The organism is Shewanella inventionis, from assembly GCF_019931735.1.
Classification (GTDB): domain Bacteria; phylum Pseudomonadota; class Gammaproteobacteria; order Enterobacterales; family Shewanellaceae; genus Shewanella; species Shewanella inventionis.
Map to the genome: position 1 here is coordinate 4,157,155 of NZ_CP082926.1, position 24,798 is coordinate 4,181,952.

The following is a 24,798-nucleotide window of genomic DNA, read 5'->3' on the forward strand; positions in this document are numbered from 1 at the left end:
ACCTTTACTCGAAAATTCGATTATCTGAAATAAAAACAAAAAACGGGTCTGATACCCGTTTTATTAATTTAACAACTGCCTAAAAATGGCCTAAAGGTAAAGCATTCCCAGCAATAAACCACCTAATAATAGGCGATAAATCACAAAGGGTGTCATACCTATCTGGCTAATAAACTTTAAGAAATAATGAATACATAAATAGGCTGCAATAAATGACACCACAATACCTAGGCTAAGGGCTTGGTAATCAATCAATGCTGGGCTTTCGACTAAATCTTTTGTGACCAATAAGGCCGCCCCAAAACTCACAGGGATCGACATTAAAAACGAAAAACGCGCTGCGGCCTCACGAGTTAACCCAAGCATTAATGCTGCGGTCATTGTTGCACCTGAACGCGATGTTCCAGGGATTAATGCCATTGCCTGGGCAAGTCCGATTAACAAGGCCTTTTTCCACCCCATTTGAAACTCATTCAATTGCGCTTTTGACATGCGATCGGCCACCCAAAGCAATATACCAAAAACGATAGTCGTGATGGCAATCACTAAGGTGTTCCTGAAATGGGTTTCGATAAAATCTTTCGCCATAAAACCTGCAATTACAGCAGGAATAGTCGCCAAAATAATCCACCAGGCCAGTTTACTTTCTTGGCTATGAGAGCCAGCCAAACTGCCAAACCAAGATTTAGCTAGAGTCACAATGTCATGGCGAAAATAAATTACTACTGCAAACAATGAACCGGTATTAACTGCAACATCAAATGATAATCCTTGATCAGACCAGCCTAAAAGTTGTGACGGTAAAATTAAATGTGCCGAGCTAGAAATCGGTAAAAACTCAGTTAAGCCTTGAATTAATGCCAGCAGAATAACTTGAAGCGTTTCCATATTTGTCCTTGTGGAGAATCACGATTAACGGGTTATAAAATCATTGTTGTTTGCAGTTCACTTGGAAAATCAAATTCAATGGGCCACAGCTTTTGACTTTGTTTGTCAAATGCCAGCCAAAGAGATTGATAACTTTTATTCACTATTGGGTGGTTTAAATTAGGGGCTATTTCGGCTAATGGCCATAATACAAAGGCATTAAATAAAATTTCACCTCTAGGCAACTCTATTGGTTCATCGCAAACCAAATTGTCATACAGCAGTAAATCGATATCTAAGCTTCGCGGGCTAAACTTTTTTTCACTTTTAATACGGCCATTTGCTTGTTCAATACGCTTAAATGTCGCAACCACGTCAGTAATACTCAACTCAGTTTCTGCAGCTGCTACCATGTTTAAAAAATTGGTGCCTTTAAACCCAACAGCTTCGCTTTCAAATACTCGAGATAATTGCAAGGAGCCGAAAGAGTCTTGCAAATCAAGCAAGCCTGCTTTGAGGTGTTGCTCAGGCGAAATATTTGTCCCTAAGCTGATGTAAATACGTGCCATTGGCGAACCTAAATTGCTAATACGAAAATATAAATAGAAACACTGTTAAATACGGCCACGTTCAATCTCCACCCCAACAGAGGTAGCATGAGGAACCGCACCCGGCTTCATCACAACAACTTTAACCCAGGGCACATTGAACTCATCTTGCAAACACTGGGCAATCATTTCTGCCACAGTTTCTATTAATTCTATTGGTTTTTCAGTGATTAATGCTATCAAACGATTAGACACTGTCTCGTAACACAAAGCGTGTTGATAGTCATCGCTTGCTGCTGCAAGACGATTATCCCATGCCATGTCTAAATCAATTAATAATGTTTGATGAAGCTTTTTTTCCCACTCATAAATACCAATTACGGTTTCTATGGCTAACTGACGTATGAGCACTTTATCCATGCAACTATCCACCTTAAACCACTCAAAAAGACCTTAAGATCAGCCTAATCAAACTTAATTATCAATTATATGCTTAATAATACACATTTGGCCTTTTTCCTAATCAATTTAAACAGTAGGATAGGCGCTATTGTGCAATTAACATCACCTGAATCAATTTATTTGAGCCAATAATGTTAACGTGAAGACCGCATCAGTAGATACTGAAAACTTCGGCCTAATAAACGAATGCGCGATGATACCCTAAGAAGAGTAAGGAAACCAATTTGAACACCGTTATTGTCACAATATTGATGATCATCGCCGCGTACTTAGCAGGCTCGATCTCAAGTGCCGTACTGGTTTGTAAAATAAGAGGTTTGCCAGACCCTAGAACCAGCGGCTCAGGCAACCCTGGTGCCACAAACGTGCTGCGTATTGGTGGAGGGAGCTCTGCTGCATTAGTGCTTTTTTTTGACATGCTAAAAGGTGCCCTGCCCTCTTACCTTGGCTACAAAATCGGTCTTGATGCTGCATCATTAGGTTTTATTGCCATAAGTGCTTGTCTTGGTCATATTTTTCCTATCTTTTTTGGGTTTAAAGGCGGTAAAGGCGTTGCCACTGCATTTGGCGCAATGGCCCCTATTGGTGGCGATTTAGCCCTGTGCCTTATTGTCACCTGGATTGTCTTTTTACTGCTTACACGATATTCATCTGTTGCTGCAATGGCAGCAGCGACTTGTGCGCCTTTTTATACCTGGTGGTTAGACGATAGGTTTATTCTTCCTGTTGCAATGCTTTCAACCCTGATTCTCATTCGCCATAAAGACAATATTGGCCGTTTGCGTATTGGTGAAGAGTCTAAAGTTTCTCGAAAAAAATCCATAAAAAAACCTAACTCCACCAAGAGTTAGGTTTTCATATCGCCAAGCTCAAGTTTAATCAACAGCAGGTAAGGTATCTAAAGGCCAGCGAGGTTGTCCTTTCACTGACAATGGCTCAATCTGCCCGGCACGTAAACGCTGTAGCCCCGCAAAAGCAATCATGGCGCCATTATCGGTGCAAAACTCTCCACGAGGATAATACACTTTGCCACCTAAATTGGTCATCATAACCGCCAGTGACTCGCGTAAACGCGTATTTGCACTCACACCGCCAGCAATAACCAAACGCTTATAACCTGTTTGTTTTAAAGCGCGTTTACACTTAATTGCCAATGTATCTACCACGGCCTCTTCAAAAGCACGGGCAATATTAGCACGGGTTTGATGGTCGTCAGGTTCTGCGGCAATGGTGTTAGCCGTAAAGGTTTTTAAACCTGAAAAACTAAAATCTAGACCAGGCCTGTCGGTCATTGGGCGAGGAAACTTATATCCCGCAGGTAATCCTTGTTGAGCCAGTTTGGCCAAACGTGGCCCGCCAGGATAATCTAAACCCATGAGTTTGGCTGTTTTATCAAAAGCTTCACCAGCGGCATCATCAACCGACTCACCTAACACCTGATAACGACCAATGCCTTTCACTTGCACCAACATTGAGTGGCCACCAGACACTAACAGGGCAATAAACGGAAATTCTGGCGCGTCATCTTCAAGCATAGGCGCCAATAAATGGCCTTCCATATGATGAACCCCTACTGCCGGCTTATTCCAAGCGTAAGCTAATGATCGCCCAACGCATGCGCCCACTAATAAGGCACCTATCAGCCCAGGGCCTTTAGTATAGGCAACACCATCAATTTCATTGAGGCCAGAATTAGCTTCTGCTAAAGCCTGCTTAATCAGTGGTACGATTTTACGAACATGATCACGAGATGCGAGCTCAGGCACGACACCACCATAGTCGGCGTGCAATTTAACTTGGCTGTATAGCACATGCGACATTAAGCCTAATTTATCGTCATACACTGCAATCCCAGTCTCATCACAAGATGTTTCTATACCAATAACCCGCATAATCTCTCGTCTTCATCAAAAATATGGCCGCTAATTCTACCTGTGTCAGCATAAATACTCCAATATTTCGGTGTGTAAGCAATAGCGTGTTGATAAATTAATAAAAATGAAAGCATTAAGGCACCGTCAAAGAGAAAATCAATCAGGGGTTTACAAATGGTCGCTGCTCGGTGTAAAATTCCGCACCATTTTAAATAGCCTTTGGTTTGAGTTGAGACACTGCTGTTTAATGTGCTGGCATTTGTTTTTTAACTCATGACAGACAGTGTTGAACTGTAGACTTAGCCAACCAACATAACTACACCTAAGGGGTGATGGCGTATGCCAATTATTAAAGTACGTGAAAACGAACCATTCGACGTAGCTCTTCGTCGTTTCAAGCGCTCTTGTGAAAAAGCTGGTATTTTAGCTGACGTGCGTGCTCGTGAATTCTACGAGAAGCCAACTACTGCTCGTAAGCGTGCCAAAGCTGCTGCAGTTAAGCGTTTAGCTAAAAAGCTTTCTCGCGAAAACGCACGTCGCGTACGTTTATACTAATCTCATTATGAACTTAACCGATCAGCTAAAAGACCAAATGAAAGACGCCATGCGTGCTAAAGATAAAGTGCGCTTGGGGACAATTCGTATGGCACTTGCCGCCATCAAGCAGATTGAAGTGGATACCCGCGAAACGCTGAATGATGAACAAGCGATAGCTGTATTAACCAAAATGGTCAAACAACGTCGTGACTCGATTGCTCAATATGAAGCAGCCAGTCGCCCGGAGTTAGCCGCAGCAGAAGCTGAAGAGATTCAAGTTATTGAAACTTTTCTGCCAAAACAACTTACCGAAGAAGAAGTCGCAACGATTATCGATGAGACTATCGCAGAAGTAGGTGCTGCAACCATGGCGGATATGGGTAAAGTAATGGGAGCATTAAAATCGAAAGTTCAAGGTCGTGCAGATTTAGGTGCCATTGGTACTTTAATACGCGCTAAATTGAAGTAATCGTTTTTTAATGTTGAATAAGCCGTGCACTTGCACGGCTTGTTTGTTTAAATTAGTTGATAAAGTAAATTCGAGAAACATAGCAATCAATGGCGATACCTCGTGATTTTATCAATGAGCTAATAGCTCGCATTGACATTGTCGATCTAATAGATCGCAAAGTTCCGTTGAAAAAAGCCGGTAAAAACCACTCGGCTTGTTGTCCTTTTCATAGTGAAAAATCACCCTCTTTTACCGTTAGCAGAGACAAACAGTTTTATCACTGTTTTGGTTGCGGCGCCCACGGCAATGCAATTGACTTTGTCATGGAATACGATCGCCTCGAATTTGTTGATGCCATTGAAGAACTTGCAGGACAGCTTGGATTAGCAGTCCCAAGAGAACAAGGCACAGGGAAAAGACCGGATCAAGGACTCAGCCGCGATTTATATGAACTGATGGAAGAAGCCAATCTTTTCTATCAGAGTCAGTTAAGGCAGCATCCAGATAAGAAAAAAGTCGTCGATTATCTCGCATTTCGCGGTCTATCAGACGAAGTAGTGGAACAATTTGGTATTGGCTTTGCGCCAGACGGCTGGGATGGATTGCTTGGGCGTTACCGCCAAAATCAGGCCGCACAAGACAAATTGCTCACTGCAGGCATGTTAATTGCCAACGATAACGGCAAACGTTATGACCGTTTTCGCGACAGATTGATGTTCCCAATCCGTGACCGCAGAGGCCGCGTGGTTGGATTTGGAGGAAGAGTTTTGGGTGACGGTACCCCAAAATACTTGAATTCTCCAGAAACGCCCATATTTCATAAGGGTAATGAGCTTTATGGTTTATATGAACTCAAACAGAAACATCGCGATCCACAGCACGTTTTAATTGTTGAAGGTTACATGGATGTCGTCGCCCTGGCACAATTTGGGGTAGATTACGCAGTGGCCTCACTTGGCACCTCAACCACGGCTGAACAATTTCAGTTGTTAGTGCGTAGTGCAAAACAAGTCATATGTTGTTACGACGGTGACCGAGCAGGACGAGACGCAGCATGGCGCGCGCTAGAAACCGCATTACCGCTGCTAAAACCTGGTGACCAAGTTAAATTTATGTTTTTGCCACAAGGCGAAGACCCTGACACCATGGTCAGAAAAATAGGCAAAGAAGCATTTGAAGCCTTAATGCACAACGCCTTGCTATTACCAGAGTTTTTGTTTGATACATTAAGTAACAATCATGGCTCAGATAAAGGCGCATTGGCCAAACAAGCTATTTCGCTGATCGAAAAAGTACAAGATACTGTACTGCAAAATTTATTGTTAGAAAACCTAGCACACAAATTGGGCATGAACAGTAGCGAAGATTTAAAGAAAAAACTGGGATTTGCCGTAAACAAGGCCAAACCGCTCAACGCAAAAGGCCTACAAGGCCGTGGCACCCCATTAAGGTTAGCCATTGCATTACTTGTTCAAAACCCAAGCCTTGGCTTTGGTTTAATTGAGCAACCGGCATTAGAGCGGCTACAAATGCCTGGTATAGAATTACTAGCACACTTGCTAGAAATAACTCGAGAGCAATCGTTAAACAGCGCACAACTACTTGAACTACATAGAGAGCATGAACAAAAAAGCACTCTAACTAAATTGGCCCAATGGGACCATCAAGTGGCGGATGAAAACGTATTGCCCGAGTTTAAGCAAACCTTGATATGGCTAAACAATCAATATATTGAACAGCTATATCAGGAGCTTAGTCTTAAACAGACGTTAACAAAAGACGAAAAGATTCAGCTAACCAAGCTGATTGCAATAATGAAAGGCACTGCAAAATAGTACCCAATTATTAATCAATAATCTGCGTACAAAACGGTGCCACGGACTAGCTAAGATTAGTCCACACAGTTATAATTGACGATTTGCGCGCCACTTAGCATAGCTAAATGGCCTATCGTTTTATCAGTTACCCAAACTTGGATGATATCTATGGATCACACTCCGCAGTCGCAACTCAAACTGTTGCTCGCTAAAGGTAAAGAGCAAGGTTACCTAACCTATGCTGAAGTGAACGACCACTTACCAGCAGACATGGTCGATTCAGATCAGATTGAAGATATTATCCAGATGATAAATGACATGGGTATCCGCGTTTTTGAAGAAGCGCCAGATGCCGATGACATGATGATGTCGGAAGACAACACAGACGAAGACGCGGCAGAAGAAGCTGCTGCAGCACTCGCTACCGTTGAAAGTGAGTTAGGCCGTACCACAGACCCTGTACGTATGTACATGCGCGAAATGGGTACAGTAGAGCTACTTACTCGCGAAGGCGAAATTGTTATTGCAAAGCGTATTGAAGAAGGTATTAACACAGTACAGAGTTCTGTCAGTGAATACCCTCAAGCTATCGCAATGATCTTAGAGCAATTCGACCAGTACGAAGCTGACGAATTACGCTTGTCTGATATTATCTCTGGATTTATCAATCCTGACGAAGACGATGTTGCACCAACAGCAACAAACGTTGGCTCTGAATTATCTGATGACGATCGTAACGACGACGATGACGACGATGATGATGACGATGACGACGATGACAGCGGTGATGATGAGGATGAAGGCAACAAAGGCCCAGATCCTGAAGAAGCCAAAGAAAAGTTTACTCAACTAAGAGAAGCTTACGAAAAAAGCTTAGCCATTATTGCTGAAAAAGGCCGTGATCACCCTGAAGCTATCGGTTCATTATTTGTTATCGGTGAATTATTCAAAGAATTCCGTCTAGTACCTAAACAGTTTGACCGTTTAGTGAAAAACATGCGCAACATGATGGATCGCGTTCGCGTTCAAGAGCGTCTAGTGATCAAGCTTTGTGTTGAACAAGCTAAAATGCCGAAGAAAAACTTCATTAAAGCATTTACCGGCAACGAAACGAACTTAGATTGGTTTAACGCAGAAAAAGCCAGTACTAAGCCGTACGCTGAAGGTCTTCGAATGATTGAAGACGACGTCGCGCGTTGTGTTGGTAAATTAGCCGCAATTGAAGAAGAAACCGATTTAACTATCGCTGGCATTAAAGACATTAACCGTCGTATGTCAATTGGTGAAGCCAAAGCACGTCGTGCTAAGAAAGAAATGGTTGAAGCCAACTTACGTCTTGTTATCTCTATTGCTAAAAAGTACACCAACCGTGGCTTACAGTTCCTTGACTTAATTCAGGAAGGTAACATCGGCTTGATGAAAGCTGTAGATAAATTTGAATACCGTCGTGGTTATAAGTTCTCAACTTATGCAACTTGGTGGATCCGTCAGGCGATTACTCGCTCGATTGCTGACCAGGCACGTACAATCCGTATTCCAGTACACATGATCGAAACCATCAACAAGCTGAACCGTATTTCACGTCAAATGCTTCAAGAAATGGGCCGCGAGCCGTCTCCTGAAGAATTGGCAGAACGTATGATGATGCCTGAAGATAAAATTCGTAAGGTACTAAAAATCGCTAAAGAGCCAATCTCAATGGAAACCCCAATCGGTGACGATGAAGATTCGCATTTAGGTGATTTTATCGAGGATACCACCCTCGAGTTACCATTAGACTCAGCCACAAGCGAAAGTCTAAAAAACGCAACACACGAAGTCCTAGCAGGCCTAACAGCCCGTGAAGCCAAAGTACTGCGTATGCGTTTTGGTATCGACATGAACACCGACCACACATTAGAAGAAGTGGGCAAACAGTTTGATGTAACACGTGAGCGTATTCGTCAGATTGAAGCTAAAGCGTTACGTAAGTTACGCCACCCTTCTCGCTCAGAAATCTTAAAGTCGTTCTTAGACGAATAAGCTTATTTGAGTTATCTGTGGTAAAAACCTGCTTCGGCAGGTTTTTTTATACTTTTTATTTAAAGCACTAAAAGCTTCTTAACCTCAACTCTGGATAAGAGATGTATTGATAACGATATAAATCAATAGATTGACTAAAATCCACTGTCAAGCTTGTGATTTGTTTTGCTAACAAGGCGAATTAACGCGTCAATAGCTAGCCTATTGCAAGTTAATTCAACGCAGTGAGGAAGGCAAAGGACTGCTTGAAAGGCGTTTGTTATCCAGAGCTGAGGTTTCTTACTCACTTTTAATACAAACAACTCAGCACAATATCATTCGTTGCAGCGAGTTAACGCCATTTACCTTGAGAAAATGGCTATCACAGTTGCCATTATTTGCCTTAAATAGGACAAAACTGCTTAACAGATAACCAATTGAAACAAGATAAGTAAATAGTGCTCAAAACACGGGTGACAAGCGCGAACAAACTTCGTATACTTTCACCCGCTTTCGATAGTGACGACTATCTTAAGTCGGCCCCTTAGCTCAGTTGGTTAGAGCATACGACTCATAATCGTCAGGTCCCCAGTTCAAGTCTGGGAGGGGCCACCAATTCAGATAAGCCGCAGCAATTTATATTGCTGCGGCTTTTTCGTTTATGATTTCTCGGTGCTGTAATAGGTGCTGAAGGCCAAATATACTCTGTATAATCAGTAAACATACCTGTTATATCAATCAGGATAAAAAGCGATCAGAAATTGCAGCAAGCTAATTGTTCTACCTTCAAAATTTATAACAACGTTATAAGCGATGTTAACCAGTAAGAATGATCACATTCTTGTGCTGATTGATATTACTTGGCAACCTAAAAAATCCCCTGTTATTCGAAAATCATTTACCAATTAAACGATAACCATTTATTGAGTGCTTTAACGTTACCCCTTACGCACATACAGTGGGTTTTTCTCTAAATGTGCCTGTGCTGCCGTAATAGCGATAACCGCTTTAGAGTTAAATTCGCGTTGGTATAAGGTGTAAACAACAAATAAGCTGGCCACAATAAACATATATGGATGGATAAACCAGCATAACGCGGCCATTGAATAATAGTAAGAACGCAGGCCATAATTGTAAGAATGAGCGGCCTGATCTTGCACCACCGCCATTTGCCTAGCATAGGCAAATAGGTTTTTATCTGTGCCTGTTTTATCGAGCGGCACGGCCCCAATCATCACGTTAACAAAACCATATTGACGCATAGACCAGGTAAATTGAAAAAACGCTAACACAAAAATACCCGCCAGCATGCCAAGCTTAACTTGGACTAAAGCATGGTTAGGTGGGGCGGTAAACGGAATAGACGCTATAACAGTTTCAAGCTTTTCAACTTGCGAAAATAAGGTCAACACACCCGCGAGTACCAGCAGAGTCGTTGAGGCGAAAAAAGCAATATTGCGCTCTAGGTTTGCCAGTAAAGCAGCTTCAGCTACCCTGACCTCTTTAGCTATCACCTGCGACATCCATAATATTCGCTGTTGGTGCATCACCCTGGCAATACAATTGGTGGTTTTGGCTTTTCGTCTAGCAAAGCTGGTGTATCCAACCCAACTGATTAAAAAAACAATCAAGGCTAATGAGTCAGACCATGAAATCACCATGCAAATATTCCTTTTTAAACTAAATCAATAGATTGATTATGCATCAGTTTTTATCACCCTTAAATGAGTTTTTAGCTAAAAAGGGCTGGTACAAATACATTTCATCTTAGTGTTAGTCACTGGGTGGATAAATTCTAGGGTTGTCGCGTGCAAGAGTAACCGAGATGACATTTGCTGTGATTGCTCATTGCGGTATAAATCGCAGCCTAAAATGGGGTGTCCCATACTCAGGCTATGGATCCGCAATTGATGTGTACGACCTGTCACTGGCGTAAAAATAACCTTTGTCGATTCCCCTTTGGGGTGCCTATCTATTACCTGATATTGGCTATAAGCAGGCTTACCTGTGTTATGGCAAATTTTCATCAACGGAAAGTTGTCGACATCTTTGGCAATGGGTAAATCAATCACCCCCTCATTATCCGCAACAAGTCCTTGCAACATTGCTGTATAGGTTTTGGTAATCGTGCGCTGCTGAAATTGCTGAGTAAGTAAACCGTTTACGTGTTTATTCAGCGCCACCAGCATAATGCCTGATGTGCCAAAATCGAGGCGATGCAATAACGTGGCACTTGGATAATCTTGCACTAAACGATAATGCACTGAGTCTTTATTTAACGGATTTTTACCAGACAGGCTCAATAGCCCTGAAGGTTTGTTGATTAGCAGTATGTGTTCATCTTGGTATAACACCTCAATAACACCGTGACAGGGTGGCGCAATAAATTCAGACATAATATTTTGATCATCAAATTATATCGCGATCATAATTGCAAAGGTGACGACAAGCCACCTTTGCCTTAAGGAATTCGTCACTTACTAAGTACGCAAACGTCCAAGTTGTTGATGCTGCTGACGTACAAGCTCTGCAAGGCTGTCACTGCTTGATTGTGCTTCATCGGCAAGTTGAGATAACTCTGCCGCCGAGTCCGAAATACCGGTAATGTTACGGCTGACTTCTTCTGTTACAGCACTTTGCTGTTCTGCTGCGGTAGCAATATGCGTGACTTGGCTTGATACCTCATCAATTTGCGACACTATTGCATTCAACGACTCCAAAGCCAATTGGGTTTGTTCAACAGCTTTGTTGGCGCCTTGCGCTCCTTTATCAATAATGTTCGACGCGTTTTTCACCTCTTTTTGTAGCGCGTCGATTAAAGTGCTGATCTCATCTGTTGACTGTTGCGTTCTTGAGGCAAGCGTTCTGACCTCGTCAGCCACAACAGCAAATCCTCGGCCCTGCTCTCCGGCCCGTGCAGCTTCAATGGCCGCATTTAACGCCAAAAGGTTTGTCTGCTCTGCAATAGCGCTAATCACGTCTAAAATACGGCTAATGTTACCACTGCTTTGGGCGACTAAATTAACGGCTTGCTGCGCCTGGGCTGACTCTTTAGACATACCTTCAACAAACACCATGGCTTGAGTAAGGCGAGTTTCTCCGGCTTTAACGTTAACCGTCATCGACTCGGTTTCCATTGCGGTTTGCTCAGACGCTTTTGCTACCTCAAGCGCTGTGGCGCTCATTTGATTTACCGCAGTGACCACACTTTCAATTTCGCTGTACTGGCGATTAACGCTTTCACGGGTGTGTTTGGCAATGTCGGCCGACTTGACACTCTCTTGTTGGGAACTGTCTGCCAGTATTTTTAACTCTGAAATTAAATGGCGCAGTTTAGCAATAAAAGCATTAATACCACGGCCAAGGGCGATTAATTCTGCGTGAGCATCCACGTCGACGGTTTGAGTTAAATCCCCCTCTGCACTAGCGAGATTTTCCACTCTGGTTTGGATCATGTTTAGCGGGGCAATAATACTGCGTATTACCACACCAATAATAATCACGGCAATCACAGTCACCGCAATACCAATCATGAGAAGAAGTCCGCCTAACGACGCTTCCATTTCCGTCATGGCGTCATTCATATTATTAACGGCTAAAAAAGCCTGGCTTTTAGGTACTTCAATAATCAAAGACCATGTCGCATTCGCAATCGGTATAGCAATTGGATACCCTACCGCAATGCTGTCTGGCTCGTTGACAAAACCCGATGTGTTATTTAGCGCTAATAATTTTTTAGCGAGTTCTGGCTTAACAGACTCGCTCAATGGACGAGCAAATTTTGTGTAATGGCTTGCAGCAACCACAAAACCTTTTTGGCTAACCAACGTGACTTTAGCTTGCCCTTGATACAGGCTTTTAGACAGTTGCATAATCATGGTTTGAAATAGGGGTAAGTTAATGTCTACGCCAACCAATCCCTTAAATTGATTATCGACCACAACAGGCACAGTTAACGAGGTCATTAATGCATTATTGCCTGGCGTAATTTCATAGAGGTAAGGCTCCATTAAACAAGGCTGTTTTGCATCTTTTGCGCATAAATACCATTCAGCGTCTCTAATGCCAAACTCATTAAGGGTGTCTTTATATTTTTCTGCGGCATCATCAATTTGGATTTGCTCAATGTTGCCATTACTATCTCGGGCATAATATATCTCTAATGTTCCAGAGTTAACCACACTGTGACTGCTCCCCATACGGTAACTATCATCAAGATTATCGTAACCATTAGGCTCAAATTGCGCATACATTGAAGACACTTGTTGGTTTTTTTGCAAAATGGCAGCAAGCGATAGTTCAAGTCGTTCGCGGGTTATCGGATCGGTTTTCGACGTTTGTTCAATTAACCCAGTAAATGAGTATGGAATGCGATACGCCTCGTTAATAAAACCAGCAACGCGCTCACCATATTCACCCGCCCTAGCCGATAACTTATCGTTAATTTCTTGCTGTAAAGCCACTTCAACTTCGGCGGCTAGCGTATTATTTTTCTCTTTGAGCACAACCCACAAACTGATTGAGAGTGTAATGACGGTGGCAATAAACAGTGTTGATGTTATCCATAACAACTTTGACCTAATGGATAATGCTTTCATTTATGCAAACTCCCAATTGAAAATACAGCTAGTACTAAAGTGTAGTCGTGTTTTATATAAAATAACCAAACGGCTAAAAAAAATCCCGCTAAAAGCGGGATTTAATTGATTATTTTTCAAACAGCACCTTAAGACGTAAACACAGCTTGAAATGTGCCATCCATAATCGCTAACCCAACCTCTATTTGCGCATCTGGTGCCGTTAGAGGCACCAAAACGCGAATAACATTACCGTAGGTGCCACAAGACAATAAAATCAAACCACGGCTGCGAGCCTCCGCTAAAATTTTAGCGCTGTATTGCGGTGCAGGCTGGCCATCTTCCATCAATTCAATGGCGATCATCGCGCCTAAACCACGCACATCTGCAATTTGCGGATATTTAGCCTGCATATCGGTTAATGCAGATTTAAGCTTATTGCCAACATCATTTGCACGAGCTAACAGTTGCTCTTCTTCAAACACTTCAATCACTGCAAGGGCAGCAGCACAGGCTAACGGGCTACCGCCGTAAGTGCCACCGAGACCGCCAGCGGTGATAGCGTCCATCACCTCTGCTTTACCAGTAATACCCGACAACGGAAAACCGCCCGCGATAGACTTAGCAAAGGTGGTAATGTCTGCAGCTACACCCATTTGCTCCATCGCAAAAAAGGTGCCTGTGCGGCCAGCGCCGGTTTGCACTTCATCGGCAATAAGCACAATGCCATGGTTGTCGCACAACTCTCGTAAACGCTTCATAAACGATGGCGTAGCAGCGTAAAAACCGCCCTCACCTTGCACTGGCTCTAAAATAATAGCCGCTATGTCACTTGGCTCAGCGTCATTTTTAAAAATACGTTCAATTGACTCAATTGCATCGTCTTCACTCACGCCATGCATTTCACAAGGAAACTCGGCGCGAAACACATTGGCAGACATTAATCCCATACCTTTACTGTATGGCGCGACCTTACCCGTTAGGGCAAGCGCGGCCATGGTACGGCCATGGTAACCTGAGGTAAATGCAATCACACCTGCTCGTTTTGTGTAAGCTCTTGCCACTTTTACGGCGTTTTCTACCGCTTCAGAACCACTGGTAAATAGCGCTGTCTTTTTGGCGAAATCGCCTGGCACTAGGTGATTCAATTTTTCACACACCGCAATATAACTTTCGTAACCTAGTACCATAAAGCAAGTATGCGAAAAGGCATTTAGCTGCTCTGCCACCGCGGCTTTAACTTTAGGATGCAAATGCCCAGTATTGAGCACCGCTATGCCTCCAGCAAAATCAATATACTCGCGACCTTCAACGTCCCACACTGTGGCGTTTTCAGCACGTTCAGTAAAAATAGGGTGAATTTGCCCAACACCTTGAGCTACTGCCGCCTGGCGACGAGCCATTAGTCCATCATTTGTTTTAGTCATTAGCCACTCTCTTAAACTGACATGCAGATATATTTCATTTCAAGGTATTCTTCGATACCAAACTTAGAGCCTTCGCGGCCTAATCCTGAAGATTTAATACCACCAAAGGGTGCCACTTCAGTTGAGATTAAGCCGGTATTCACACCCACCATGCCATACTCAAGTGCTTCTGCGACTTTGTACACAAGGGATATATCACGGCCATAAAAATACGCCGCTAGGCCAAACTCGGTATCGTTTGCTTGCTTAATCACATCATCAACCGTGTCGAACTTAAACAGCGGCGCCAACGGGCCAAAAGTTTCCTCTTTAGCGACCAACATTGTCTTATCGACATCGCGTAAAATGGTAGGCTCAAAGAAAAAACCACCTAAAGTATGGGGCTTGCCGCCAACTACAACACTAGCGCCTTTTGCAACGGCGTCAGCTAAATGGCTTTGCACTTTTGCCACAGCGGCTTGATTGATTAACGGGCCAATATTTACCCCGTCATCTGCGCCGTTACCGACACTGAGCTTGGCTACCGCTGCTGCAAATTTTTGAGCAAACTGCTCGTACACGCCTGCTTGAACATAAATACGATTAGCACATACACAGGTTTGGCCGGCATTGCGGTATTTTGCAATCATGGCGCCTTCAACCGCGGCGTCAATGTCTGCATCGTCAAACACAATAAACGGCGCATTACCGCCTAGTTCAAGTGACAGTTTTTTAAGTGTAGGCGCGCATTGCTCCATTAACTTAATGCCAACGGCGGTTGAGCCAGTAAACGAGAGTTTACGCACTATTGGGCTTTCGCACAGTGTATTACCAATAGCAATAGCGTCACCAGTAACCACACTAAACACACCAGCAGGAATACCTGCACGGTGGGCGAGCTCAGCTAAAGCTAAAGCGGTAAAAGGCGTTTGCGGGGCAGGCTTAACCACCATAGTACAGCCAGCAGCAAGTGCTGGCGCAGCTTTACGGGTGATCATTGCCGCAGGGAAATTCCACGGTGTAATGGCCGCTGTAACACCAACAGGTTGCTTAATTACCGTTAACCTTTTATCAGCTTGATGACCAGGGATCGTATCGCCATATACACGCTTGGCCTCTTCTGCAAACCATTCGATAAACGAGGCGGCATATGTCACCTCGCCTCTGGCTTCAGCTAATGGCTTGCCTTGCTCTGTTGTCATCATGAGCGCAAGGTCGTCGGCATGTTGGTTTATTAATTCAAACCAGCGCCTCAGTTTTTGGCTGCGCTCTTTTGCAGATAGCGCGCGCCAGGCTGGTAGCGCCTTGTTAGCGGCATTGATAGCGACTTGAGTTTCAGCAGCGCCCATAACAGGCACATGGCCAATCAACTCTTGAGTGGCAGGGTTGAGGATAGCAACAGTTTCACCACTGTCTGCACCAACCCAAACACCATCGATATAACATTGCTGGTGCAATAAACTTGGATCATTTAAAATCACAACGCACTCCTACTCAATTTGATAAACAACTTAATTCCTTGTAAATAATCTCAACTTAGTGGTGCGCTTAGACTAAATGCCCAATTTATCGCGCATGGTGTAATACCAGGCCCCTAACGCACTAAAAGGAACACGTAAAGCATGCCCACCTGGGAAGGGGTAATGAGGTAATGCAGCAAAAGCATCAAAACGGGTTGCCTGACCATTGAGCATTTCGGCAATTAATTTGCCAGCCAAATGAGTATAGGTAACACCGTGACCACTGCAGCCTTGAGAGTAATAAATGTTATGCCCAATTCGACCCACTTGCGGTAAGCGCGATAAGGTCATTAAAAAGTTACCCGTCCAGGCGTAATCCACTTTAACGCCTTTTAATTGCGGAAAGGTTTTTAGTAATTTAGGCATAATCAAGGCTTCAACGTTAGCAGGATCGCGAGCGCCATACACAACACCACCACCAAATATGAGTCGTTTATCTCCACTTAAGCGGTAATAGTCTAGGAGGTAATTACAGTCTTCTACACAATAGTCTTGTGGTAACAAGCTGGCAGCAACATCGTCAGATAAAGGCTCAGTGGTGATAACCTGAGTGCCACAAGGCATTGATTTAGCCTGTAACTCTGGCAACAACTTACCTAAGTAAGCATTGCCCGCCACCACCACAAATTTACATTTAACCTGCCCCTTGGCAGTGTGAACCACTGGCGATGCGCCATCGTCGACTTTAATCACTGCCGAGTCTTCAAAAATCAATCCACCCAATGATTCAACGGCACGGGCTTCACCTAATGCAAGATTGAGTGGATGAATATGACCACCGCTTTTATCGAGTAAACCACCAACGTAGAGATCAGTGTCGACCACCTTGCGAATGGCATCTTGATCCATTAACTCTAGGTGATTGTGATGACCATGAGACTCCCACAGTGCTTTTTGAGACCGTAAATGGCCCATTTGCTTGGCGTTCATTGCGGCAAACACGCCACCATCTTTTAAGTCGCAGTCAATATTGTACTTAGCAATACGATCACGAATAATTTGGCCGCCTTCAAATGCCATTTGTCCAAATAATTTAGCCTGCTCTTTACCGACCACTTTTTCGATGCTGTCGATGTCACGGCTAAATGAGTTAACAATTTGTCCGCCGTTACGCCCCGAAGCGCCCCACCCAATTTTGGCCGCCTCAAGGATAACCACTTTCATACCGCTTTCTAATAAATGCAGCCCAGATGACAGCCCGGTATAACCCGCACCAATGATACAAACATCGGTTTCTATTGACGATTCTAAGCGTGGGCGTTCAACTTTATCGTTAGCCGACGCAGCATAATATGAGCTAGTGTGAGGTGTGGCGGACATAGCACTTCCTTTATGGGTTCTAAACAAAAAACAACTACTTCATCGTACACTTAAGCCTATTTAAAAACTAGCTTATAAAACATAATTATTGACACTTTGTAGAATATATTTAACACCCTAGGCGTTGCTGTAGCAAAAAAAAAGCCACACTCAAGGAGCGTGGCTTTTATTCAATCTACAAGGCGACATTACTCCATCGCTTCTCTGGATTTTTTTTCTGATCGACGTGCCAAGTACCAAGATAAGAACGCCACCAAGGACACACTTAAAATGATAATCGTCGCCAACGCGTTAATTTTAGGTGATACCCCTAAACGCACCGACGAAAACACCACCATAGGTAATGTTGTCGAACCAGGACCTGATGCAAAGCTGGCTATCACTAAGTCGTCTAACGACAAGCTAAACGACAAAAACCAACCAGCAACGAGAGCTGGAGATATCATCGGCACGGTTATCAAAAAGAAGGTTTTTAACCGCGTCGCACCTAAATCCATTGCGGCTTCTTCAATCGATAAATCCAACTCGCGCAACCTAGACGACACAACAACAGCAACGTAGGCAGCACAAAAAGTTGAGTGCGCAATCCACACGGTTACCATGCCCCGCTCAGCAGGCCAACCAAGCAAGTCGGCCATTTCAACAAACAGGAGTAACAGCGACAAACCGGTAATCACCTCTGGCATAACCAAAGGAGCGGTGATCATGTTAGACAAGGTGAGTTTTGCCCACGAGCGACGAAAACGCGTCATCACAAAAGCAGCCATGGTGCCAATAATGACCGCCATTGTGGCACTGTAAAACGCAACTCTTAAGCTGGTCCACACTGCCTCAAGGATTTGGGTGTCTTGAAACAGTTCACCGTACCATTTTGGCGAAAACCCACTCCATACGGTTACCAGTTTGGATTCGTTGAATGAGTAAATCACTAAAATAAACATTGGTGCATATAAAAACAGCAAGCCAAACCACAGCATCACTTTAGAGAAACTTAACTTCTTCATACATCGTTCTCCATATTACGTGACTGATAGCGGTGGAATAAGGTAATTGGAATAATTAACAGCGCTAACATTACGATGGCTAACGACGATGCGACTGGCCAATCACGGTTGTTAAAGAACTCTTGCCACAACACCTTACCAATCATTAATGAATCTGGGCCGCCTAACAACTCAGGGATAACAAACTCACCAACAGCAGGAATAAACACCAACATTGAGCCTGCGATCACACCGCCCATAGATAAAGGTAAGGTGATTTTCCAAAAGGTATTAAAACTGCTTGAGCCCAAATCAGATGCGGCCTCAATTAAGCTTAAATCTAATTTCACCAAGGTGGCATATAAGGGCAAAATCATAAACGGCAAGTAAGCGTAAATAATCCCGATATACACTGCAAAGTTAGTATTAAGCATTTGAATGGGTTCAGAAATCACCCCTAACCACATTAACGCATTATTGATTAAGCCATTGTTACTTAAAATGCCCATCCAAGCGTAAATACGAATTAAGAATGACGTCCATGACGGTAACATCACCAATAACAAAAATACGGTTTGCAACCGAGCAGGGGCTCTGGCAATGGCGTACGCCATCGGAAAACCTAAAATAAGGCAGCCTAATGTAGCGACAAACGCCATTTTTAACGACGTGAGATACGCCATGTAATACATTGAATCTTGCAGTAACAAAAAATAGTTACTTAAATTCAAAGTAATATTAAGCATCTCGTCGACGTAACTAAAGGTGGCTTCATAGGGCGGAATCGCAATCGCCGCAGACGAAAAGCTCAGCTTTAATACAATGGCAAACGGCAGCGCAAAAAACATTAATAACCACAGGTAAGGCACACCCATGGTTAAATAGCGCCCTTTGATTATTTTCAGTGGATTCTTCATGAGTTTAATACAACCCCGCTGCTGTCTTCCCAACTGATGTACACCTCTTCCTCCCACGTGGGGTGGTCAGCACGGCGCTCACGGTTAATCATTGAACATTGCACTATTTGGTTGTTTTTAAGCTTAATGTAATACACAGATAAACCGCCAAGGTAGGCAATATCGTGAACAACACCATGGGCCCAGTTGTATTCACTGGCAGGTTTTTCTCGGGTAATAATGGTTTTTTCTGGGCGCAATGCTAAAAAGATATTTTTATTTTCAAGGCTAGTTGAAATCCCGTGACCAATATAAAACTCACGATCTAATGTTGTTGATTTAATAATGGCATGATCGACTTCGTCGGCAATAATCTCACCTTCAAATAAGTTCACAGTACCAATAAATTCAGCCACCATGCGGCTCACTGGCGACTCGTAAATATCGGTTGGGCTACCAGTTTGGGCAATCCAGCCTTCATGCATAATAGAAATACGGCCAGCCATGGTCATGGCTTCTTCCTGGTCGTGGGTTACCATCACGCAAGTTACGCCTACCGCTTCTAAAATATCAACCACTTCTAACTGCATTTGAGTACGCAGCTTTTTGTCTAACGCGCCCATTGGCTCGTCGAGCAATAATAATTTTGGACGTTTAGCAAGAGAGCGAGCTAACGCCACACGCTGACGCTGACCACCCGATAACTGATGCGGCTTACGCTTGCCGAATTTTTCCATGTGCACCAGTTTAAGCATTTCTTTTACACGTACTTCAATTTCTGCTTTTGGCATTTTGTCTTGCTTAAGACCAAAAGCAATATTTTGCTCTACCGTCATGTGCGGAAACAAAGCATACGATTGAAACATCATATTAATAGGACGTTCGTACGGTGGCATATCAGTTATGTCGACACCATCAAGAAAAATACGCCCGGCAGTCGGTTTTTCAAAGCCAGCTAACATACGCAGCAAAGTAGACTTTCCAGAGCCTGACCCACCTAACAGAGCAAAAATTTCGCCCTTGTTAATGGTCAAAGACACATCATCTACCGCACGTACATCGTCAAATAGCTTACTAACGCGATCAATCTTAACCAGGACTTGTTCTTGCGTCTTTGTGCTTGGTTTATTAGTGACGCCCGAGGTGTTTCCCATAATACTGCTCCGCCTTTTGGAGTATGTGTTGCATAACAGTCGAAAAGTGTTGTTACACACACAGTTAACCATTGTGTAAACAGGCTAAATTAGCCAAATAAAGTATACAAACAAGTGTAATAAAGTAGGGCGAGTTACCTCGCCCTAGTGCATCAGATTATTTGCCTGACTTCACTTTGGTCCAAGCGCGTGTTACCACACGTTGAATTTTCAATGGACGAATGTCGCCAATGTACAGATTGTCAATTACCGCCTGTGGTGGGTATATGGCAGGGTCGTTACGAATGGCTTCGTCTACAAGCTCTTGCGCTGGTACGTTAGGGTTAGCATAAGCAACATAGTTACTAATAGGTGCTATAACGTCTGGGCGTAATAAGTAGTTAATCAGTTTGTGTGCGTTTTCTACGTTAGTGGCATCTTGTGGAATGGCTAACATATCAAACCATAAGTTGGCACCTTCTTTAGGGATAGAGTAACCAATTTTGTTTCCGTTACCGGCTTCATCTGCACGAGCCGCTGCTTGGAATACGTCACCCGAGAAACCAAATGCCACACAAATATCACCGTTCGCTAAATCAGAAATATAACGAGAAGAATGGAAATACGTCACGTAAGGACGAATTTTTGCCAATACTTCAGCGGCTTTTTCATAGTCAGCTGCATTTTTACTGTTAGGATCTAGCCCTAGGTAAATTAACGCCTGTGGCAACATGTCATCCGCTGAGTCGAGCATCGCAAAACCACACGAGCCAATCTTCTCTGCATACTTAGGGTTAAAAATAAGTTCTAGTGAATCAAATGGAGCGTCTTCGCCAATAACGGCTTTCACTTTATCAACGTTGTAACCAATACCATTGGTACCCCACAAGTAAGGTACAGCGTGCTCGTTGTTAGGATCCGCTTTTTGCAACTGCTTCATTAAATCAGGCTTTAAGTTGGCATAATTAGTCAACTTAGTGCGGTCTAACTTTTGGAATGCGCCCGCAATAACTTGCTTAGCTAAAAAGTGATTTGAAGGCACAACAATATCGTAGCCACTGCGGCCAGACAGTAACTTAGCTTCTAGCACTTCGTTGCTGTCAAACACGTCATAAATGACTTTGATGCCGGTTTCTTTTTCAAAATTAGCCAATGTATCTTCGGCGATATAATCTGACCAGTTATACATTTTGACCACTTCCTCGGCCTGAATCGCAGTGCTTGCAAACACACTTGCAGTGATGAGGGCCAATGTGGATAGTTTGTTTCGTAGCTTCATACTTTCTCCCTTTTGGATAATGGTCAGATTGTACTGACATTCGTTTTTTTCGCTGTAATACCAGCGTGTAAAATCTTCCTTCTACTGAAAGAAATTATCCAATGCTACAACTTAACTATGCATCGGTATGATTACAGCAACGGCATCCGCTCCTATAATTTTGCGGATTTTATCAAAAACATTTTCGATTACTAGATCGCAGAAATGTTTTTGGTTAAAAAATCACAAATTTACAATATTCATTCATCACCCAAGTGTCACTTATCTTGAACATATTGGTATGTATCATTCAACGCTTGGGTTGCCATGGCCACTAACGCATCTATTTCTGCGTAATTAATGGTCAATGGCGGTGAAATAATCATGGTGTCGCCTACAGAGCGCATCACCAAACCATGCTTTATGCAGGCGTCGCGACAAAACGTGCCAACACCTAAATTTGAATCAAATCGTTGATGCGTGGCTTTATCTTTTACTAACTCAATGGCCGCAACCAAGCCAATACCACGCACTTCACCCACTAACGGATGCTCGGCTAATTGCTGCAATGCCGATTGTAAATACGGCGAAGTGTCTTTGGCCACGCGCTCAACGAGCTTTTCTTGCTCAATAATACGAATATTTTCTAATGCGGCAGCTGCCGCAACAGGATGCCCTGAGTAGGTAAAACCGTGAGTAAACTCTCCGCAATCTTGCTTTATCACATCGGCGACGCGATCTGACACTATGACGCCACCCATGGGTACGTACCCCGAGGTCATGCCTTTAGCAATAGAGATTAAATCTGGTTGTAAATCAAAATAATCGGCGGCAAACCATTTACCAGTACGGCCAAAACCACTAATCACTTCATCCAGAATAAATAAAATATCGTACTTAGCTAAAATACGTTTAATTTCAGGCCAATATGTCGATGGTGGAATAATCACGCCGCCAGCACCTTGAAAAGGCTCTGCGATAAATGCCGCGACATTGTCTTCACCTAATTCAACAATTTTAGTCTCAAGTGCTTGAGCCGCTTGCAAACCAAAATCTTCAGGTGATAATCCTTTACCTTCTGCGTACCAATAAGGTTGGGCAATATGCACAACACCAGGAATAGGTAAATCACCTTGCTCATGCATACCCGACATGCCACCTAAACTGGCACCGGCAACAGTAGAGCCATGGTAGGCATTAATACGGCTAATAATGGTTTTCTTATTGGGTTTTCCTTTAAGATCCCAATAACGCCTCACCATACGCAAATTAGTGTCATTTGACTCAGAACCTGAACCAGTAAAAAACACATTATTCATATGGGGAGGGGCAAGTGACGCTATTTTTTGCGCCAACTCAATAGCCGGTGGATGTGAACACTGAAAGAAACTGTTATAAAACGGCAATTGCTGCATTTGCTTTGCAACAGCATCAACAATGGACTGACGACCGTAGCCAACATTGACACACCACAATCCCGCCATTGCATCGAGCAACTTATGGCCCATAACGTCCCACAAATAAACCCCTTCTGCACGTTCAATAACTCGAGTGCCCTTTTCAGCTAAGCCTTTCGAGTCGGTAAATGGGTGTATAAAATGGTGCTTATCTGCCGTTTGTAAATCGGCGAGTTTTTGCTGCTGTTTTAATGATGGTGTTGGCATACTTGTATCCTTTCAAGCAGATAACAAAAAGTCTTTGTTATCTGCATATCCACAACCAAAAGCACTATCTATATTGGCTTTTTAACGTTGACTCTTGTTAATCTCGGTTTTTATACAAAGCGATAATTACACTGTTAGTAATAAAAACTCACGTTCCCACGAGCTCACTACACGCCTAAAGTTTTCAAGCTCAGCTTGTTTAACTGCCACAAACCCTGTGGTAAATGACTGGCCTAAATACTCAATACAGGCTTCGCTCTCTTGCATAACCATTAGCGCTTCTTCTAATGTGACAGGCAGGTAGTTTTCGTTATTGGTACGGCTTTCATTTGCACGACCACTTACAGGCGTTGATGGGCGTAAGTTTTTATCCATACCAATAAAACCACATAACAGACTCGCTGCAATCGCCAAGTAGCAGTTAGCATCGGCGCCAGGAATTCGGTTTTCGATACGGCGGTTTTGTGGTGATGATTCAGGAATTCGTAATCCGCAGGTGCGGTTTTCAACACCCCACTCCAAGTTTACCGGTGCAGATGTACCCGGTAAAAAACGACGGAATGAGTTCGCATTGGGCGCCATGAGTGGTAATAACTCAGGAATATAGGTCTGCAAGCCTGCAATGTAATTTAAAAATAACTGGCTTTGGGTGCCGTCTTCTTTGGTAAAAATATTTTTACCGGTTTTTTTATCAATCACGCTTTGATGAATGTGCATTGCACTGCCCGGCTCATCGGTAACAGGCTTAGCCATAAAGGTGGCACACACATCATGCTTTAGCGCGGCTTCACGTAGAGTGCGTTTAAACACAAACACCTGGTCGGCTAACTCAAGCGGATTACCATGGCTAAAGTTGATTTCCATTTGTGCGGGGCCATCTTCATGGATCAAGGTGTCAATATCTAACCCCTGGGCTTCACACCAATCGTACATGTCTTCAAATAACGGATCGTATTCATTGGCAGCATCAATTGAAAACGACTGACGGCCAGCCTCAGGACGGCCAGAGCGGCCAATAGGTGGCTTTAAAGGTAAATCGTGATCATCGGAGCGCTTAGTTAAATAAAACTCCATTTCTGGGGCAATAACGGGCTCCCAGCCTTTATCCTCATACATTTTAAGTACTCTTTTGAGCACATTACGAGGCGACAATTCAATAGGATTACCCATGCGGTCATAACAATCATGAATAACTTGCGCGGTTGCTTCTACTGTCCATGGCAACATGAACACAGCGTTTTCGTCTGGCACACACACAAAATCGATATCTGCATCGTCGAGCAACGAATAAAATATTTCATCATCGATATAGTCGCCGGTCACGGTTTGCAATAACACGCTTTCTGGTAGGCGCATGCCTTTTTCATCGATGAATTTATCAACTGGCGCAATTTTACCGCGCGCAATCCCTGTCATATCACTGATGACACATTCAACTTCGGTAATTTTTTTTTCTTTTAAAAAAGCGATTAACTTATCCATTT

Annotated in this window: 21 protein-coding genes and 1 tRNA gene; 6 read left to right on the forward strand and 16 right to left on the reverse strand. The window is 43.4% G+C overall.

The window, feature by feature from the left end:
- Positions 1–90: 90 nt before the first annotated feature.
- From K8B83_RS18560 to folB, 3 genes are read right to left on the reverse strand one after another with little or no spacing between them, the layout of a single operon-like run.
- Positions 91–888, reverse strand: coding sequence for an undecaprenyl-diphosphate phosphatase (locus K8B83_RS18560; RefSeq protein WP_188740105.1), 798 nt, complete (start codon positions 886–888; stop codon positions 91–93).
- Positions 889–920: 32 nt separating this feature from the next.
- Positions 921–1,436 (reverse strand): 2-amino-4-hydroxy-6-hydroxymethyldihydropteridine diphosphokinase, encoded by a 516-nt coding sequence (gene folK / locus K8B83_RS18565; protein WP_223418631.1) that lies wholly within the window; start codon positions 1,434–1,436, stop codon positions 921–923.
- A 45-nt stretch (positions 1,437–1,481) separates the two neighbouring features.
- Positions 1,482–1,835 carry a dihydroneopterin aldolase gene (gene folB / locus K8B83_RS18570; RefSeq protein WP_188740107.1) on the reverse strand — a complete coding sequence of 118 codons (354 nt, stop codon included), beginning with the start codon at positions 1,833–1,835 and terminating at the stop codon, positions 1,482–1,484.
- Positions 1,836–2,101: 266 nt separating this feature from the next.
- Between folB and plsY the strand changes: the two genes are divergently transcribed.
- Positions 2,102–2,728 carry a glycerol-3-phosphate 1-O-acyltransferase PlsY gene (gene plsY, locus K8B83_RS18575; protein WP_188740108.1) on the forward strand — a complete coding sequence of 209 codons (627 nt, stop codon included), beginning with the start codon at positions 2,102–2,104 and terminating at the stop codon, positions 2,726–2,728.
- A 24-nt stretch (positions 2,729–2,752) separates the two neighbouring features.
- Here plsY and tsaD read toward each other — a convergent pair whose 3' ends face one another.
- A complete protein-coding gene (gene tsaD, locus K8B83_RS18580) occupies positions 2,753–3,769 on the reverse strand; it encodes a tRNA (adenosine(37)-N6)-threonylcarbamoyltransferase complex transferase subunit TsaD (protein ID WP_223418632.1) in 1,017 nt (338 codons plus the stop codon).
- A gap of 321 nt (positions 3,770–4,090) precedes the next feature.
- On the opposite strand from tsaD, the gene rpsU reads away from it, so the two are divergent.
- The 5 genes from rpsU to K8B83_RS18605 all read left to right on the forward strand — a co-directional run bounded on the left by rpsU (position 4,091) and on the right by K8B83_RS18605 (position 9,172).
- Positions 4,091–4,306, forward strand: coding sequence for a 30S ribosomal protein S21 (gene rpsU, locus K8B83_RS18585; RefSeq protein WP_006080725.1), 216 nt, complete (start codon positions 4,091–4,093; stop codon positions 4,304–4,306).
- Between the two features lie 7 nt (positions 4,307–4,313).
- The gene (locus K8B83_RS18590; RefSeq protein ID WP_188740110.1) at positions 4,314–4,757 is read left to right on the forward strand and encodes a GatB/YqeY domain-containing protein; all 444 of its coding nucleotides are present in this window, start codon (positions 4,314–4,316) and stop codon (positions 4,755–4,757) included.
- A gap of 89 nt (positions 4,758–4,846) precedes the next feature.
- The gene (gene dnaG, locus K8B83_RS18595; protein ID WP_223418634.1) at positions 4,847–6,574 is read left to right on the forward strand and encodes a DNA primase; all 1,728 of its coding nucleotides are present in this window, start codon (positions 4,847–4,849) and stop codon (positions 6,572–6,574) included.
- 150 nt (positions 6,575–6,724) lie between these two features.
- Positions 6,725–8,578: an RNA polymerase sigma factor RpoD gene (gene rpoD / locus K8B83_RS18600; RefSeq protein ID WP_223418636.1), complete on the forward strand. Its 1,854-nt coding sequence runs from the start codon at positions 6,725–6,727 to the stop codon at positions 8,576–8,578.
- A 517-nt stretch (positions 8,579–9,095) separates the two neighbouring features.
- Positions 9,096–9,172, forward strand: a tRNA-Ile gene (locus K8B83_RS18605).
- Positions 9,173–9,495: 323 nt separating this feature from the next.
- Here the strand turns inward: K8B83_RS18605 and K8B83_RS18610 are convergent.
- The 12 genes from K8B83_RS18610 to K8B83_RS18665 all read right to left on the reverse strand — a co-directional run bounded on the left by K8B83_RS18610 (position 9,496) and on the right by K8B83_RS18665 (position 24,796).
- Entirely contained in the window at positions 9,496–10,218 is a 723-nt protein-coding gene (locus tag K8B83_RS18610; protein ID WP_223418638.1) for a DUF599 domain-containing protein, read from the reverse strand.
- 75 nt (positions 10,219–10,293) lie between these two features.
- On the reverse strand, positions 10,294–10,953 hold the full coding sequence (locus K8B83_RS18615; protein ID WP_223418640.1) for a pseudouridine synthase: 660 nt from the start codon (positions 10,951–10,953) through the stop codon (positions 10,294–10,296).
- Between the two features lie 84 nt (positions 10,954–11,037).
- Entirely contained in the window at positions 11,038–13,155 is a 2,118-nt protein-coding gene (locus K8B83_RS18620) for a methyl-accepting chemotaxis protein (protein ID WP_223418642.1), read from the reverse strand.
- A 128-nt stretch (positions 13,156–13,283) separates the two neighbouring features.
- The gene (gene gabT / locus K8B83_RS18625) at positions 13,284–14,561 is read right to left on the reverse strand and encodes a 4-aminobutyrate--2-oxoglutarate transaminase (protein ID WP_223418643.1); all 1,278 of its coding nucleotides are present in this window, start codon (positions 14,559–14,561) and stop codon (positions 13,284–13,286) included.
- Between the two features lie 11 nt (positions 14,562–14,572).
- Positions 14,573–16,021 (reverse strand): NADP-dependent succinate-semialdehyde dehydrogenase, encoded by a 1,449-nt coding sequence (gene gabD / locus K8B83_RS18630; protein ID WP_223418645.1) that lies wholly within the window; start codon positions 16,019–16,021, stop codon positions 14,573–14,575.
- A gap of 72 nt (positions 16,022–16,093) precedes the next feature.
- Positions 16,094–17,380 carry an NAD(P)/FAD-dependent oxidoreductase gene (locus tag K8B83_RS18635; RefSeq protein ID WP_223418647.1) on the reverse strand — a complete coding sequence of 429 codons (1,287 nt, stop codon included), beginning with the start codon at positions 17,378–17,380 and terminating at the stop codon, positions 16,094–16,096.
- Between the two features lie 188 nt (positions 17,381–17,568).
- On the reverse strand, positions 17,569–18,384 hold the full coding sequence (locus tag K8B83_RS18640) for an ABC transporter permease subunit (RefSeq protein WP_188740119.1): 816 nt from the start codon (positions 18,382–18,384) through the stop codon (positions 17,569–17,571).
- Complete coding sequence (locus K8B83_RS18645) at positions 18,381–19,280, reverse strand: ABC transporter permease subunit (protein ID WP_188740120.1); 900 nt, start codon at positions 19,278–19,280, stop codon at positions 18,381–18,383. The genes K8B83_RS18640 and K8B83_RS18645 overlap by 4 nt, the downstream gene beginning before the upstream one ends.
- On the reverse strand, positions 19,277–20,413 hold the full coding sequence (gene potA / locus K8B83_RS18650; RefSeq protein ID WP_188740121.1) for a polyamine ABC transporter ATP-binding protein: 1,137 nt from the start codon (positions 20,411–20,413) through the stop codon (positions 19,277–19,279). Before potA ends, K8B83_RS18645 begins: the two co-directional genes overlap by 4 nt.
- Positions 20,414–20,570: 157 nt before the next feature.
- On the reverse strand, positions 20,571–21,671 hold the full coding sequence (locus K8B83_RS18655) for a polyamine ABC transporter substrate-binding protein (RefSeq protein ID WP_188740122.1): 1,101 nt from the start codon (positions 21,669–21,671) through the stop codon (positions 20,571–20,573).
- A gap of 257 nt (positions 21,672–21,928) precedes the next feature.
- Complete coding sequence (locus K8B83_RS18660) at positions 21,929–23,314, reverse strand: aspartate aminotransferase family protein (protein ID WP_223418648.1); 1,386 nt, start codon at positions 23,312–23,314, stop codon at positions 21,929–21,931.
- A 126-nt stretch (positions 23,315–23,440) separates the two neighbouring features.
- Positions 23,441–24,796: a glutamine synthetase family protein gene (locus K8B83_RS18665; protein ID WP_188740124.1), complete on the reverse strand. Its 1,356-nt coding sequence runs from the start codon at positions 24,794–24,796 to the stop codon at positions 23,441–23,443.
- Positions 24,797–24,798: the final 2 nt, after the last annotated feature.

What these genes read in the sequence shown, in the direction of transcription:
- folK (WP_223418631.1), bottom strand. Translation starts at nt 1,436, where the DNA reads ATGGCACGTATTTACATCAGCTTAGGGACAAATATTTCGCCTGAGCAA.
- K8B83_RS18660 (WP_223418648.1), bottom strand. Translation starts at nt 23,314, where the DNA reads ATGCCAACACCATCATTAAAACAGCAGCAAAAACTCGCCGATTTACAA.
- rpsU (WP_006080725.1), top strand. Translation starts at nt 4,091, where the DNA reads ATGCCAATTATTAAAGTACGTGAAAACGAACCATTCGACGTAGCTCTT.
- K8B83_RS18610 (WP_223418638.1), bottom strand. Translation starts at nt 10,218, where the DNA reads ATGGTGATTTCATGGTCTGACTCATTAGCCTTGATTGTTTTTTTAATC.
- gabT (WP_223418643.1), bottom strand. Translation starts at nt 14,561, where the DNA reads ATGACTAAAACAAATGATGGACTAATGGCTCGTCGCCAGGCGGCAGTA.
- rpoD (WP_223418636.1), top strand. Translation starts at nt 6,725, where the DNA reads ATGGATCACACTCCGCAGTCGCAACTCAAACTGTTGCTCGCTAAAGGT.
- K8B83_RS18620 (WP_223418642.1), bottom strand. Translation starts at nt 13,155, where the DNA reads ATGAAAGCATTATCCATTAGGTCAAAGTTGTTATGGATAACATCAACA.
- dnaG (WP_223418634.1), top strand. Translation starts at nt 4,847, where the DNA reads ATGGCGATACCTCGTGATTTTATCAATGAGCTAATAGCTCGCATTGAC.
- K8B83_RS18635 (WP_223418647.1), bottom strand. Translation starts at nt 17,380, where the DNA reads ATGTCCGCCACACCTCACACTAGCTCATATTATGCTGCGTCGGCTAAC.
- K8B83_RS18590 (WP_188740110.1), top strand. Translation starts at nt 4,314, where the DNA reads ATGAACTTAACCGATCAGCTAAAAGACCAAATGAAAGACGCCATGCGT.
- K8B83_RS18645 (WP_188740120.1), bottom strand. Translation starts at nt 19,280, where the DNA reads ATGAAGAATCCACTGAAAATAATCAAAGGGCGCTATTTAACCATGGGT.
- K8B83_RS18665 (WP_188740124.1), bottom strand. Translation starts at nt 24,796, where the DNA reads ATGGATAAGTTAATCGCTTTTTTAAAAGAAAAAAAAATTACCGAAGTT.
- tsaD (WP_223418632.1), bottom strand. Translation starts at nt 3,769, where the DNA reads ATGCGGGTTATTGGTATAGAAACATCTTGTGATGAGACTGGGATTGCA.
- K8B83_RS18640 (WP_188740119.1), bottom strand. Translation starts at nt 18,384, where the DNA reads ATGAAGAAGTTAAGTTTCTCTAAAGTGATGCTGTGGTTTGGCTTGCTG.
- K8B83_RS18560 (WP_188740105.1), bottom strand. Translation starts at nt 888, where the DNA reads ATGGAAACGCTTCAAGTTATTCTGCTGGCATTAATTCAAGGCTTAACT.
- potA (WP_188740121.1), bottom strand. Translation starts at nt 20,413, where the DNA reads ATGGGAAACACCTCGGGCGTCACTAATAAACCAAGCACAAAGACGCAA.
- K8B83_RS18615 (WP_223418640.1), bottom strand. Translation starts at nt 10,953, where the DNA reads ATGTCTGAATTTATTGCGCCACCCTGTCACGGTGTTATTGAGGTGTTA.
- K8B83_RS18655 (WP_188740122.1), bottom strand. Translation starts at nt 21,671, where the DNA reads ATGAAGCTACGAAACAAACTATCCACATTGGCCCTCATCACTGCAAGT.
- folB (WP_188740107.1), bottom strand. Translation starts at nt 1,835, where the DNA reads ATGGATAAAGTGCTCATACGTCAGTTAGCCATAGAAACCGTAATTGGT.